Source organism: Paenibacillus lutimineralis (assembly GCF_003991425.1).
Classification (GTDB): domain Bacteria; phylum Bacillota; class Bacilli; order Paenibacillales; family Paenibacillaceae; genus Fontibacillus; species Fontibacillus lutimineralis.
The window spans coordinates 4,183,939-4,198,674 of sequence record NZ_CP034346.1; the positions used below are offsets into that span (position 1 = coordinate 4,183,939).

14 protein-coding genes are annotated in these 14,736 nt (G+C 37.9%); 8 read left to right on the forward strand and 6 right to left on the reverse strand.

What is annotated here, in order from left to right; all coding sequences use genetic code 11:
• Positions 1 to 7 precede the first annotated feature (7 nt).
• The 4 genes from EI981_RS18440 to EI981_RS30060 form a co-directional block, all read right to left on the reverse strand.
• Complete coding sequence (locus EI981_RS18440; protein WP_127000630.1) at positions 8 to 1,453, reverse strand: sensor histidine kinase; 1,446 nt, start codon at positions 1,451 to 1,453, stop codon at positions 8 to 10.
• Complete coding sequence (locus EI981_RS18445; RefSeq protein WP_127000632.1) at positions 1,446 to 2,105, reverse strand: response regulator transcription factor; 660 nt, start codon at positions 2,103 to 2,105, stop codon at positions 1,446 to 1,448. Before EI981_RS18445 ends, EI981_RS18440 begins: the two co-directional genes overlap by 8 nt.
• Positions 2,106 to 2,425: 320 nt before the next feature.
• Positions 2,426 to 2,668, reverse strand: a complete 243-nt coding sequence (locus tag EI981_RS30275) for an FAD binding domain-containing protein (protein WP_418789022.1) — start codon at positions 2,666 to 2,668, stop codon at positions 2,426 to 2,428.
• An 870-nt stretch (positions 2,669 to 3,538) separates the two neighbouring features.
• Positions 3,539 to 5,653, reverse strand: a complete 2,115-nt coding sequence (locus tag EI981_RS30060) for an extracellular solute-binding protein (RefSeq protein ID WP_127000634.1) — start codon at positions 5,651 to 5,653, stop codon at positions 3,539 to 3,541.
• 150 nt (positions 5,654 to 5,803) lie between these two features.
• Here EI981_RS30060 and EI981_RS18455 point away from each other — a divergent pair, with 150 nt between their 5' ends.
• The 6 genes from EI981_RS18455 to EI981_RS30280 all read left to right on the forward strand — a co-directional run bounded on the left by EI981_RS18455 (position 5,804) and on the right by EI981_RS30280 (position 11,902).
• Positions 5,804 to 6,874: an extracellular solute-binding protein gene (locus EI981_RS18455; protein ID WP_127000636.1), complete on the forward strand. Its 1,071-nt coding sequence runs from the start codon at positions 5,804 to 5,806 to the stop codon at positions 6,872 to 6,874.
• Between the two features lie 20 nt (positions 6,875 to 6,894).
• Positions 6,895 to 7,914 carry an ABC transporter ATP-binding protein gene (locus EI981_RS18460; RefSeq protein WP_127000638.1) on the forward strand — a complete coding sequence of 340 codons (1,020 nt, stop codon included), beginning with the start codon at positions 6,895 to 6,897 and terminating at the stop codon, positions 7,912 to 7,914.
• Positions 7,915 to 7,926: 12 nt separating this feature from the next.
• Positions 7,927 to 9,684 carry an ABC transporter permease gene (locus EI981_RS18465; RefSeq protein WP_127000640.1) on the forward strand — a complete coding sequence of 586 codons (1,758 nt, stop codon included), beginning with the start codon at positions 7,927 to 7,929 and terminating at the stop codon, positions 9,682 to 9,684.
• The gene (locus EI981_RS18470) at positions 9,681 to 10,523 is read left to right on the forward strand and encodes a glycerophosphodiester phosphodiesterase family protein (protein WP_127000642.1); all 843 of its coding nucleotides are present in this window, start codon (positions 9,681 to 9,683) and stop codon (positions 10,521 to 10,523) included. The genes EI981_RS18465 and EI981_RS18470 overlap by 4 nt, the downstream gene beginning before the upstream one ends.
• A gap of 438 nt (positions 10,524 to 10,961) precedes the next feature.
• Complete coding sequence (locus EI981_RS18475) at positions 10,962 to 11,597, forward strand: MgtC/SapB family protein (RefSeq protein ID WP_227011491.1); 636 nt, start codon at positions 10,962 to 10,964, stop codon at positions 11,595 to 11,597.
• 95 nt (positions 11,598 to 11,692) lie between these two features.
• Positions 11,693 to 11,902 carry a hypothetical protein gene (locus EI981_RS30280; protein ID WP_418789075.1) on the forward strand — a complete coding sequence of 70 codons (210 nt, stop codon included), beginning with the start codon at positions 11,693 to 11,695 and terminating at the stop codon, positions 11,900 to 11,902.
• A gap of 667 nt (positions 11,903 to 12,569) precedes the next feature.
• Here EI981_RS30280 and EI981_RS18485 read toward each other — a convergent pair.
• On the reverse strand, positions 12,570 to 13,133 hold the full coding sequence (locus EI981_RS18485) for a sugar O-acetyltransferase (protein ID WP_127000644.1): 564 nt from the start codon (positions 13,131 to 13,133) through the stop codon (positions 12,570 to 12,572).
• Between the two features lie 169 nt (positions 13,134 to 13,302).
• Positions 13,303 to 13,659, reverse strand: a complete 357-nt coding sequence (locus tag EI981_RS18490; protein WP_127000646.1) for a winged helix-turn-helix transcriptional regulator — start codon at positions 13,657 to 13,659, stop codon at positions 13,303 to 13,305.
• A 153-nt stretch (positions 13,660 to 13,812) separates the two neighbouring features.
• Here EI981_RS18490 and EI981_RS18495 point away from each other — a divergent pair, with 153 nt between their 5' ends.
• Both EI981_RS18495 and EI981_RS18500 read left to right on the forward strand, forming a co-directional pair.
• Positions 13,813 to 14,454: an NAD(P)H-dependent oxidoreductase gene (locus tag EI981_RS18495; RefSeq protein WP_127000648.1), complete on the forward strand. Its 642-nt coding sequence runs from the start codon at positions 13,813 to 13,815 to the stop codon at positions 14,452 to 14,454.
• Between the two features lie 133 nt (positions 14,455 to 14,587).
• Complete coding sequence (locus EI981_RS18500; protein ID WP_335926197.1) at positions 14,588 to 14,719, forward strand: hypothetical protein; 132 nt, start codon at positions 14,588 to 14,590, stop codon at positions 14,717 to 14,719.
• The last annotated feature ends 17 nt before the right edge of the window (positions 14,720 to 14,736 follow it).

Consider the following 14,736-nt stretch of genomic DNA (forward strand, 5'->3'; position numbering starts at 1 on the left):
CCTAAAGTCAGGAATCTTCTCTTTGAAACTTCATTTGAAACAAAACGCCTTTTTTCGTATTTGTAATGGAATATTCAATATGGTGTAAGTCCAAGATCTGCTTCACGATATATAAACCAAGTCCACTTCCGCCGGTATTGCGGTTTCTGGATTTCTCAATTCGGTGGAATGGTTCAAAGATTTCGCTTAGCTGATTACTAGGAATCGAAGCGCCTGTATTCAGTACTTGAAAAACAACATGATCCCTAACACTCTCCAAACGTATGACCACTCGCTCCCCGGATGTTGAATATTGAATAGCATTCTGAATGACGTTCGTTATTGCTTTTTCAATAAGATTGCGGTCTGCTCGAACCCATAAGGAATCCACGATATTCGTTTCAACCACCATAGACTTGGCATTGCTCGCATATTCAAGACGACGCATACTATTCTGTACGAGGTTCGATACATTTACTAATTCCAATTGAGGTTCGAATCCAGCGGATTCCAGCTTGAAAATGTTCAGCAGCTCATGAACGAGCTTCTCCATATCTTTCATAATGACATACGAACGCTGCAAATACTTGTCTCGATCCTTGTAAGCACCTATGTTATGAATCATCCCCTCAATTTGTCCCGAAACAGCAGTAATCGGTGTTTTCAACTCGTGGGACACAGTGGCGATGAATGCGCTGCGTTTGCCTTCTAATTCTCGCACCTTGTCAATTTCGATGGACAATTGTTGATTCGCTTGCCGAAGATCTGTCATCGATTCCTGCAAATTGCACGACAGCCGATTCAAGCTGCGGGACAGTTCGCCGATCTCATCATTGGAATCAATCGTACTGGTGCGGGTAAAGTCCAGATTGGCCATCCGTTCGGCCACTCGATTCACTTTAAGCAATGGTCGGGAAATCAATCGGGAATATATCGCAGCTCCCATTATCGAGATCAACAGTATGAGCACCAATACATAGGGCGCGAACTGAAGCATCACTTGGGAAGCCTCATTTATGGGCTGAAGCGTAGCAATCATGAGCAGCGTATATGTCCCCTCTTGTAGGGAAATTTGTCTTTCTGAGCTATAAACTTCCTTGGTCTGTTTTATTTTATCGATATTTATTGTGGATTTTAGAGCCTCATCCCCATTTACAATAGAAGAATAAGGGACTACATTAATGATTGAAGGGAGATAAACGATACGTTCGCTTTCATTCACCACGACTAATGAAACATTCTGCTGCAGCGTAAAATTGTCCAGATCCTTCTTTGCCTCAAGGAAGCTCATCTGCTCCGTTTCCGAAACCAATTGATCCAGGGACTTATTGAGCGTGTTCACTTTATACTGATGGTAGAAAGTAGGAAGAAAATAGTAGAAGATGACGAAAATGAGAAACGTGCTTGCAATCAACAACGCATTTGTAATAATAAATATCTTATAGGTAATTCCTTTGCGTCTTACTCTACTCATCAAATTTATATCCTATTCCTTTTACTGTTTTAATGTATGGAACCCCTATTTTTTTGCGCAAGTTTTTGATATGCGTATCGACGATCCGATCGTCCCCTAAGTATTCGAGTCCCCAAGCCTGATCCAGTAAAGCTTCCCGTGTAACAACGCGTCCATTGTTATCCAGCAGAGAACGAAGAATTTCAAATTCTTTGGTAGTCAATTCAATCTTTTCGCTGCCTACTACCACAGTATATCCATTTCTATCTAACGCTACTTCTTTAAATCGAATAACGTCAGATTCGTTCACATTTGCCCTTCTTAAAGCGGCTTCCACTCGTTTGATAAGTATATTAAATGAGAATGGCTTTGTAATATAGTCGTCTATTCCCAGATCAAAGCCTTTTATTTCATCGTACTCATCAGCAAGAGCCGTCAACATGATAATCGGCACGGATGACGACTCGTTCCGGATCATTTTGCATACTTGATACCCATCCATCTTGGGCAGCATCACATCCAATAAGATAAGGTCATATTCATGATCTTGAAATTGGCGAATTCCACTCAGTCCATCGTCCGCAACGTCTACGTTGTAATTTTGAGCGTTCAAAAACTCTTTGATCAGTTCCTGAATATCAAAATCATCTTCAATAACTAGTATTTTATTCATGTTTATCTAACACCTCTACATCCCATTTCCATTCTGCATTCATTATATATGCATCCATTATAGCCCATCAACTTATTACCCAAAGGGTTCTCTGTATATACAAAATCGTCCTAATAATAAAAAAAATCCAGATATCTATGAGTTCACCACTCGTGCAGGACCCGAAAGGCTACATTTTTGGCGACCAATAGTTGAGTATTTCACTCCGCATTAAATATCCTTCAACGGATTTATTAATCGCCTATACAACAAATCCTCACTGCCTGAATTATCTATTACATAATCCGAAATACATTTAATATCTAGTGCTCCTAATGATTTTATATATTCACAAAAACCATTTGTGGCCTTACGGCATCATCCGTTAACAGGTATTTCAATTTTTCCTGCTTTACATTAACATACCAGACCCAGTATCGCCGTTGCTGAACATTATTTACTCCAGGAATCAAATAACTGAGAATTTGAGTTCTATCACCTTGATAAAACGTAAATTTGTTCTCAAAAAAACGAATAAGATCTTTGCCGAGAGCTACCGCCAAAATTGGAATTCCACATGGCAATCAAGTAGAGTCGGACGGGTTCGATTCCCTCCTCGGCATTATGTAATACCATGAATAACTTTTTTATGACCTCGATGATCTTGGCATAGGAACAGCCCCTGCGCCGGTTCCTGCTGGTCTGCACAAGCATCCACCCCAAATCCCGTTGTGGCGTTCGACCAGTCGAGCAAGTTTGTCCATGTGGTTGCATCCAAGAGTCTCATGGATTATTCCTTAACGTCTTCCTCTCTTATTTGGGTCATTGTGGATTAAACGCTGTTCTATTAAATCTCTGAGGGTCTAATGGAGAGTAAGCATAGGAATCAATCGAAGAGCATTTATTTTCAATGTTACTAAAGCATGTTATTACTGAAATTTCACCGCTTGTTGCTCGAACGCTTCGTTTGGTATAACAGAGATCATACTAGTGTCCATGGTTTCGAAAAATTCAATGTTTAGATACTCAACTGATATATTCAGTTCATACTTCTTTATCATGCCAAATCTCTCATGTAGCGCACCAACCCATGGACATCGGCACGACGATGTCATACAATGCCGCATAAGGACACAGAACCAAGGCTTGTTGTTGACGAATCATCTCGCTGACCCACTGTTCATGATGCTTTCATTTTAAGCGAAAAGAGGTACAGCTTCCTCAATTTTCTTGAGGGGCTGTACCTTTAACATGAATGGACTTTTTCAGTGGCCTTGTCCAGTACAGAAATCATCTTCTTTCGGTAGCTTAACACTCTTTTTAAAGTGTCCTTGACAAAGGGACCAGTTCAGCATGCGTTGCAGCCACCGACCTTTTATTTTTTTATGCCTACATTATGAGGATATTTAGCCTATAGAAATTAGAAGTAATGAATTATTATCTAAGTCGTGTCATTAGTCTGAAACTGTGGAAACATCACGGATCAGCATGTTCTCGTGAGCATTTAATGCATTCACGACATTAAGCAGTATTTGTGTTGAGGAGATACCATTATTCAACCCCTCTTTAATGGTTGATCCAAGCAAATTCTCCAGTTGTATAGTATTGATCAATTTCTTTTCATCTAATAACTGGAGCCTTTTGCCTAAGGAAAAATTATCACTTGAATAGGATAGAAAAGGATATTTTCTAAAAATGTCTCTTTCCTTATAAAGGTGTGTTCTTGGTACACAAACCCCAAGACTTGCTAGTTCTTCTTGGATAATATATTGATATAACCATTGGAAGAACAAAACAGCAGATTCAGTGTTTTGCGAATCTTTGCATATACCAAAAACTCCTCCACCCAATGCTGGTTTGCTGCCAGGAATCGAGCTATATCCATAAGGAACATGGCGTATTTGATTTAGATGATTTGTGTACCCAATAATGATAGAAGTTTCATTGTGGTTAAATGATGATATTTCTGTATTCCACCATTCTTCATTAGTTAGTTTTACATAATTGCGCAGCTTACGGTAAGTATCTAGTGTGGATACAAATTTGTCCGAATCTAATGAGATTTGATTTTCCTCATATTTGAATGAGCCGCCTTCAGAAAAGAAATAGGGAAGGAATTCAGAGGCTATTAATACCCCAGAATTGCCAATCATCTCCAGAGGATACTCGGTAGTTTTTTCGGGAATATCTAGTTCAGTGTAAAATTCACAAAATTCCAGTAATTCTTTATACGTTTTCGGTGGTGTCAAATTACGATTGTATTTTGATGAATAATATTTTTGAATAATTGGATTTTCAAAAATATCTTTCCGATATAGCATCATTTGAATAGATGGGTCTACAGGAAGACCATAAATGCAATCATCAACATACATATAATGTCTCCAGTCATTCATTACTTGGGATATATCGAATATCGCCTGAATGTCTGTGATGTTTTTGAATAGACGCGGACCGTACCATGGGAAATAACTCACGTCTAATCGAATTAAATCGTAGTTGTGGACTTTTTCAGAGTGTAGGACTTTATTCAGCTCTTCAAAAGGAAGAGAATCTATTTTACAATTCACCCCGGTTAGCGTTGAAAAGTTTGTAATCAGTTTTTGCAACGCATTTGAAAATGGGTTTTCTAGCATAAGAATATTCAGATCACAAGGTGATTTCATAATTTCTAGGCTTTGGTAAGTGGTTGAATAAATTTTTATACTAGAATTTAGTTTGTTAATTGAAAAGTCTTTCGATGTGACCATGTTTATAATTTTCAAAGCTAACTCGTTGCTTGAGTAATAGTAAGTATGAATGTTTTTTTCTCCAAAATTAATCCGTTTTTGATTTGAGATGTAGGTAATAATCGGTAGCTCCAACTTCAATAATTGATAAATCGTCAGGATTCGTTCTAACACTTCTGATGAAAAAACCATTAGGTGCGTCGGCGCATCTTCCAGAATTAGTCTATATAGATCCTCACTATTTGTTTTAACGGTTTGTATAACAAATTGTGGGGCTCTATATTTTATCATGCTTGTTAACCCAAAGATGGATTCTTCACCAATGATGGTAACCGAGTTTTCTTTATTGTTTTCGAGATAAGCCTCCATGTTTAAACTAATGTGATTAGTCTGCTTCTCATAGGTTGAATGGCCAAGTGTAATCAATCTTTCTGGTGGGATGGCATCAAGCAATGTTTTATTTGTAATGGAGGATAAATAAATGATTGCCTTATATTTATTACTTCTGACGAGATTAACTATTGAAGTAGTATCTGAACTGTTATCAACTTCAATAACCTTTAATTCCATGTCGTGAAGCTTCAACATATGTAATAGATCAGTAATTAGTGGACTAGTTGTCTCTTCTAAGTCTGACACTAACAAAAGAATAGTAGAAGAGTCTTTTTTTCTAATAGAGAGGGCACTCTCATCTGGGAAGTAGCCCATTTTTTTTGCTATTTCCTCTACCTTTCTAATCGTATCAATTTTGGCATTACCTTTATTGTTTAAGACATTGGAAACCGTGCCGATGCTAACACCAGCTGCTTTAGCTATATCAGATATAGTAACTTTTTTCATTATCCTACTCACTCCATTTTTTTATTGACGCTTACATTTTTTTTATTGACGCTTAACATTTATATGGTATATTAATTTTAGCATTTAAATTAAAACGTTTCAATATCAAATTGTAAAATAAATGAAACGTTATACAAGGAGGAAGCTTTAATGAAGTTAGGTATGAAGATTGCAGCACTTGGTTTGATATCATTAATGGTTTTATCTGGATGTGGAAGCTCTGAAGATGGGAAAAGCGCAAATGATAGTGGTGGAAAAAAAGATGAGAAAATTATAGTCTACTCAAACTCCGTCAGTAACGGACGTGGTGATTTCTTAAAAGAGAAAGCTGAGGAAAAAGGTTTCAAACTTGAAATTGTCGATTTAGGGGGTAACGATCTCCTGAACCGGGTTATTGCTGAAAAAGATTCTCCAATTGCCGATGTCGTGTTTGGAATGAACCAAATGATGTTCAGTAAGGTTGAACAAGAAGGGATCTTTGAATCCTATAAGCCTAAATGGTTGGATAAGGTTGATTCTTCACTAGTTAATAAAGATAATAAGTATTCCCCATTACAAGAACAACGAGTATTCATGATCTACGATGCTAACAAAATTAAACCTGAAAATGCTGTAAAGGATTGGCAAGATCTAGCTAGCAAATCTGATCTAAAGGGTAAATACATTGTTCCTAAAGGTTTAGGTGGCGCCACTGCTAATGCTGTTGTTTATAACATTTTAATGAATTATCAGGACGAAAAAAGCGACAATGGGATCTCTAAGGAAGGATGGGATGAAGTTAAGAAATTTTTCAAAAATGGTGTCGCCCCATCAGAAGGACAATCTGAAGTTGCAGAATTAGCAAATGGAAAAGTAGATTACTCTTTTACTTGGTTGAGTAATATACCCATTGTTGAAGAAAGTTTAGGTATTAAACTTGGTGTGGTAAATCCTTCATATGGTGTGCCACAAACCGTTGAACAAGTTGGAATCATCAAGAAAGACAAGATGAACGCAAAAGTCAAAGAATTTGTTGATTTCCTTGGGAGTACAGAAGTGCAATCAGAATGGGCGGAAAAGTTTGGTTCAGCCCCAGTAAATAAAGATGCTCAAGGATCAGTGAACTCTAGGATTGCTGAAATTCTGAATGAAACGACTCCTCAAGACAATGATTACGACTTCATCAACAAACATATTGATGAATGGGTTGAGTACATTGAATTGAATGTTCTAGGAAACTAACAACGAATAGAGGGATTTCAATGATTACATTTAAAAATGTTGAGATTAGGTACGGCGACTTTGTCGCTGTACCTGAATTGAATTTTGAAGTAAATGAAGGAGAGTTCTTTACTTTTCTGGGGCCATCAGGGTGTGGGAAGACTACAACACTTCGGGCCTTAGCAGGGTTTCTAGAACCAAGCAAAGGTAGTATTGAAGTTGATGGCGTTGATATTACCAATACCCCAATAGATGAGCGTCAAGTAGGTATGGTTTTTCAGAGTTACGCATTGTTTCCAACCATGACGGCATACGACAATATTGCTTTTGGCTTGAAAATCGAAAAGAAGTCTAAAGATTATATTGAAAAGCGTGTCCTAGAATTAGCTAAGATGGTTGATTTAAGCCCTGAACAATTACAAAAAAATGTATCAAACATGTCCGGGGGGCAACAACAGCGTGTCGCAATCGCACGTGCTCTAGCCAAAAAACCAAAAATTCTAGTAATGGATGAACCTTTATCCAATCTCGATGCTAAGCTAAGAAAGTCTCTCAGGAAAGATATTAGAGAATTTCAAAAATCCTTTGGCATTACAACTGTTTATGTAACTCACGATCAAGAGGAAGCACTGATGCTATCTGATCGGATTGCAGTTTTTAACAATGGCCAAATTGAACATATTGGGAATCCAGAACAAATCTATAATGAATCAGCAACTGAATTTGTATGTAATTTTATCGGTGAAGCAAATCCATTGACCAGTGAAGATTTGCGTAAGCTGGATATCGACCCAACGAATTTCCAGGCGGACAATCGCTTTTATCTTCGCCCTGAAAAAGTTGCTTTTTCTCGGACTAAGGGTGAAAGTACGCATTTAGTCGCAGAAATTGTAAGCAAAGAATTTTATGGTATGTATGGGTATTATCAACTTGATGTTGATGGACTCAAACTAATTTCTTTCCAAAGGGAGTCAAAGGCTGAGCAACATCAGATTGGAGAAACAGTTTATGTAGACATAAATAAAGAAAATGTATTGAGTTATTTGGCAGGAAATGATTAGGAGGCTTATAAGATGGAATCTAAACTAACGAAGAGTCCCATGAGGCTTCCAAAAAAATTCAACATTGGATTAATTGGTTTCCTAGTTATTCTAGGGTGGTTTATTATTGCTTTTATGATTATTCCAAACTTGGAAATATTAAAAACAGTTTTCTTCTCCGATAGCGGATTTTCAAGCGAAACAATAGGTAAGATTTTTAACTCAGACCGCGCAATGAGAGGGATCAAGAATTCTTTCTTGCTGGCGTTTACCTTGACAATTACAACTTCAGTTGTCGGTATTTTAGAAGTGCTATTTTTGGACTACTTTAAAATCAAGGGTAAATGGTTTTTGACATTATGCTATATGATTCCATTGATCTTTGGTGGAATCATGTTGGCCAACGGGTACCTTTTCACCTATGGATCTCGTGGCTTTGTCACTAAATTTCTGGTAGAACTATTTCCCAATCTGCCTGTCGATTGGTTTAGTGGATATGGGGCAGTACTTTTCTTGATGACCTTTGCTTGCACAACGAATTACATGATATTTTTCCGTAATTCGTTCAAGAGTATCGATTATCAGACGATTGAAGCGGCCAAAGGATTAGGAGCATCCAACTTCACAGTGTTAATAAAAGTGGTTTTACCAGCACTAAAACCTATCTTATTAACATGTATCATTTTGTTGTTTCAAACGGGATTAATGGCGATGTCTGCACCACTAATGGTTGGTGGCCAAGAGTTTGAGACGATTAGTCCTCTCATTCTGACATTTACCGAAAGACCAACCTCCCGAGCATTGGCGGCTGTTCTTTCCTTATTCTTGGGACTGTTCCAGTTGGTGTTGCTTTTCGTGATTCAACGAAACGAAAAGAAAGGGAACTATCTTTCCGTTTCTAAGGTGAAAACACGGATCCAACCGATGAAGATTAATAGCAAAATTTGGAATGCCTTTGCTCATGTCTTGGCATATGTATTTGCTTTGATCAACCTGCTTCCGTTGGTAGTAGTTGCTCTGTTCTCTTTCACCAATTTCCAGACGATCTCGACGAGAAACTTGACTTTAAGTAGTTTTAGTCTGCAAAACTACGTCCAAATATTGACTGATAGTTCTGCGTATCGTCCTTTCGTAACGAGTGTAGTTTACTCTGCAATCGCTGCAATCGTCGCAGTAGTACTAATGACGATCGCTGCTCGTATTGTCTTTAAGTATCGGAATAGATCTACAGAACTACTTGAGCTTCTACTTCACATCCCTTGGGTATTGCCAGGGTTAATGTTTGCCCTGGGGTTAGTTTTATCATACTCCAAACCAAAATGGATTATATTTAATCAACCACTCACAGGTACATTAGTTATCATGCTGGTTGCGTATATCGTAGTGATGTTGCCTAATACATTTAGATTTTTGAAAGCATCCTATTTTTCTGTTGACCAGAACTTAGAAGATGCTGCGAAGAATTTGGGGGCAAAACCTATTTACTCGTTTGTGAAGATTGTTTTGCCAATTATTTTACCGACGGTTCTTGCAATGCTCGCTATCAATTTTAATGGGAAACTAGGCGATTATGATCTATCAGTCTTCTTGTATAATCCTGCGGCAAAACCGGTCGGAGTTGTCATTCGGAGTAATTCCAATCCTGAAGCAGGCATCGAGGGAATTGCAGTTAACTTTGTATATTCCGTATTACTTATGATCATCAACGCGTTAGTATTCTTCTTCGTGTATGCGGATGGGAAAGAGAGAATCGCAAGTTTATTTAAAAGAAAGAAGGAAATTAAACAATGAATCAATTAAAGTCGAAATTTTTGGAACTACTCAAGAGTAAAGATTTCTTGATTTTGCTGCACCGTGGTGCGCACGGAGGAAATATTGTAGAAAATACAGCAAACGCAGTGAATATTGCATTGCGAGAAGGTGCAGATATCGTAGAGATTGATATTTCAATGTCCACCGACGGGGATTTCTTTGTGTTCCATGATGGTGGTGAGAGACGATTATTGGACGACAGTCGTAATATCAATACTCTGAGTACAACGGAAATCGAGGAGAAATATTACTATAACGAGCTCGGTCACGTTCTGCACAAAAAAGTTGAACGATTTTCTAAACTTCTTGAAAATATCCCACAGGATGTATTTCTAAATATTGATAGATCCTGGGGCCATTGGGAAACATTTATTCCCTATCTGGATCAGTTTGTAGACCGTCATCCGTATTTTATGTTGAAATCTCCAGTGAAGAAAGAATTATTAGATATTCTCGACAAACATCCTATTAAGTATATGTACTTCCCAATAATTTATAATACAGACGAATTGGATTTGTTAGAAACCTATGAAAACATTAATCTCGTAGGATTTGAAGTCATTGAGAAGGATGAATCTTTCGAATTCATTATTTCGCAAAGATTTGATAAATACAAGCAATCTGACTATATGTTTTTAGCTAATGCCATCAATCTTGACGATGATACATTGTTGTTTGGACTGTTGACTGATGAGGTAGCAATAACAAGAGATCCTGATGAAGCATGGGGAGAAATGCTTAAGATGGGTATCAATACAATACAGACTGATTGGGTCGATTTATTGTTGAGATACAGAGATACTCGTGATAAAAAGTGATGGCTTATAGTGTCACTTTTTTAATTAATCATGCCTTGATGTTCCGCTGCATTCAGCTGTACCGCGGGCACGACAATCGCAAGTGGATTTGCTCCGGGGATAGTTCTGCGGTGACGACCGGTGAACCATCATCGGTAGTAAGGGCCTTAACCCCCTCCACTGATTTTTGAGAACTTTAGTAAATATAAAGTGTTATTTGGGAAATCCGCTATAATTCAAAAAAATTTTTTTAATCCAGATTTTGGCTGAAATAAAAATCCCTCTACGAAGATAGAAGGAAGACGAGTTTAATGGAACAAGGAAACCCTTGTTCCATCAAACTCGGCGAATGTCAAGAGGCTATTTAATTTGAGAGAGGAGATATTATGATAACTCTGTCATTCGTTGAAATATTTTTCAGATTATTACTATCGATTGTTATCGGAGGGGTCATTGGATATGAACGTGAGCAAAAAAAATCGTCCTGCAGGAATGCGGACACATATGCTAGTTTGTATCGGTGCTGCCATAATCGCATTGATCCAACAATCAATTGCGGAAGAAGCTTTTGCCATTGTTAAGGCATATCCGGACTTTAGTAATATCGTTAAGTATGATCAAGCGAGATTAATTGCTCAAGTCGTTAGCGGGATTGGTTTTCTAGGCGCTGGAACCATTATTATTACTCGTCAAAGAGTTTTAGGCCTGACAACTGCTGCATCTTTGTGGGCAAGTGCTGCAGTAGGTATAGGTGTTGGTATGGGATATTATAAGGTTGCAGTCCTAGGTTTTGCCGCAATAATGTTTTCACTTTCTATTGTTAAGAAGATAATCAAAGTACCGAAAATCAATAATCTTGAAATTCAGTACGTTCATAGAAAGGAAACAAAGGAATATATCAATAATTATTTTGAAAAACACAATATTGAAATCGAAGATGTGACCTTTGAAGTACAAATCCGTGGCGGGGAAAAATACTATAAGAATACTTTTACCATCGATTTGCCAAGACTTTTATCCTATGCAGATGTAATTGAGGAGCTTTCAATGTATTCAAATATCAGAGAGATTCGCTTGGTTTCAGTAACCGACTGAAGATAAGGATAAAAAATCGAAGAGAATTTATTTTTTAGTGTTACTCGTTCCTTTATTTTAAGAAACACTGGAAAGGTTTATTATTTATTGGCTTCATTGGAGTTTTTGGTTACAACGCTCTCTTTTTTACGGCATTAAAATATACTTCGGTAACAAACGGTGCATTAATCATAGCTGCTATGCCTATATTCACTATCGGCTATGTCATCCCTATTGTAGCTACATTACTTGCAGTTTTTGCATATGGTAGTTCAATTACTTTGACTCAAATCGTGGGGATGGTAATGGTGCTGATAGGTGTTTAAATTCAACTTCTAAAACCAGTGATCGCAAATCATCGGTGAACTAATTCAGCATATACAAAAAGAAGTAATGAATAGAGGAATAAAGTATCTTTGGTATTTTCATATAAATAAATTAATTGAAGAGATATATCAAAAGTAGGACATGCAACGGGACACACTCCATCTTTGACAGTCATTGAACTGGAATTTGACGAGACACTACGACAGTGCCTGGACAAAGAAGAGCCCCTCCACTGATAGGTGGACGGGCCTTTACTTTGTCCAGGCACAAGTACATCCACCCTTCTCCATCGTGATCTAGGGGCAGCTTTCCGGCTATTAAGCTATTAAGATGTATGTTCTCGACGTTTCAAAGGCTTGAGAAAGGATGGCAGCATCTTCAATTTATCAGTGTCGTGCCCCTAAAAAATCTTTAACTACCTCATTTCGCTTTTAGAAACCTTTCGTTCTGAATGATCACCTGAACATCAAAGTCGACCCTCATCCGCGGATAAATATTTCACGCCAATTTTGTCGGACAAGGCTCCGCTGAGTGGTTCTTTCTCTTCTACACCATGAATACGAAGCACAAAGTCGAGCAAATAACTATCGCTAGGGATCAGGTTGAGACCACATGAAGGTTGTTGTTATATTTCTGAAAGCGATAGAATCACTGATTGGCGCCTAACTAAAGGGCTTTTTTCAAAGAGCGGATGACCTTGCACGGATTGCCGACAGCCAAACTATCTGGCGGAATATCCTTCGTAACGACACTGCCAGCCCCAATCACACTATTTGCTCCGATCGTCACGCCTGGCAGGACTATAGCGCCTGCACAAATCCATACATTATCACCGATATTGACTGGATGTGTGTATTCCAATCCCGCTAACCGTTGCTCTACATCCATAGCATGTTCTTCCGTTATAAGGCAGACGTTGGGTGCAATAAATACGTTGTTACCAATTGTAATTTTCCCGCTGTCCATGAGCTTGCAGTTAACATTGAGAAAAAAATTATCTCCTACCGTGGTATTATACCCATAAGTACAGAAAAGCGGCTGCTCTACAACGCAATTATCTCCGGCCTTTCCCAGCAGCCCGCGAATGGCGATCTGTCGTGCTTCGCGGTCCAGCGGGTGTATATTGTTATATTCGTATAACTTTTTCACGGTATCAGCACGGTCTGCGACAAGCTCAGGATCACCAGGTTGGTATAACATACCAGCATGCGATTTTTCTTTTTCGTTCATAACATCAACTCCTATATTCATAACAGCAACGGCATTGTAATATAAGGGATGGTAAGATTCAACTATAAAATTGCGACATTGGCATCATCGAGATCATGGGACAGAGATGGCCGGAAATTGATTCAACCTATTTACTATTAATGGGACACTTACCTATGTTTTCACATCACTATACCTCTTTGCTAGATGGAATCTTCTTTGCTTGCATCTTTTGATAATCACGCCCCCAATCATACATCGCAAGAATAATATCCTTCATTGAATGCCCCATATCAGTTAGCTGATACTCTACTTTAGGTGGAACTACAGGATATATCGTTCTAGAGACTAAACCGTCCTTTTCTAACTCACGAAGCTGAAGGGTTAATGCTCGATGTGTGACTCCTGATAAGCGTGATTGCAATTCATTAAACCGAAGTTTCCCATCTAATAAATAATATAGAATGACAGGTTTCCATTTCCCACTAATTAATTTAACCGTAACTGTTACTGAACAGGTAAGACCTTCACATTCATCAACCTTCATAATTACACCTCTAATAAAGTATACTTTTTATACTAACGGTAGTTTTTATATATTATATATAAAAATTTTGCGTACTTCAACCACTATAAATCATGTGTTAGTATGATGCATATCAACTTGAGGAGGAATTAAAATGAAAAAAAAAACGAACAAATTCTAGAAGCACACCGCTATCGTTATGCTACAAAAAAATTCGATAGCACGAAAAAAGTTAGTGATGAAGATTTTAACACAATTATGGAAGCAGCAAGATTGTCCCCAAGCTCTTTTGGATTTGAACCTTGGAAGTTTTTACTTATAAATAGTGAGAAAATCCGTGAAGAATTAAAACCATTTAGCTGGGGTGCAGTTAACTCTTTAAATGGTGCAAGTCACTTCGTAATTGGATTGATTAAGAAAAATATTACTGTCGATAGTCCACTTGTGAAACATATTATAGAAGATGTATGGGGTAGCACTTTAGAGGAAAAGAAAAGACACCTTCACTTTTTCCAAGAATTCCAAGAAAATGATTTTAAGTTGTTAAATAATCCGCGTGCTTTATTTGATTGGTCATCAAAACAAAGTTATTTAGCTCTTGCTAATATGATGACAACTGCTGCTTTTCTTGGCATTGATAGCTGTCCAATTGAAGGCTTTAACCACGAAAAAGCAGAACAATATTTCTCAGAAATTGGTGTTCTCGACACGTCTGAATATGGTATTTCCTTTATGGTTTCTTTTGGATACCGAGATGAGGTTCAACCTCCTAAGACAAGACAAAGCATGTCTGAGATTCTTGAAGTAATTTCATAATCAAAACCATTTAAAATGTTCCTATTCCAATTAAAACCCTTTTAAAAACTCCCTTTCATATAAGTAAGCAGAAAAACCAAGTAATTTAATCTGGATACTACCTAAAAAAGGCGTTGGGCTGTCGCAGTCAACGGTGTCTGATTATCTTGCAACTCTGCAACGAGCGGGCTTGGTCGAAGTCTGGCGCATCGGTCAGTGGACCTACTACAAGCGGAACGAAGCAACCATCCGTGCTCTTGACGAGATCATAGGGAAAAAATTGTAATTTTCCACCACGCTATA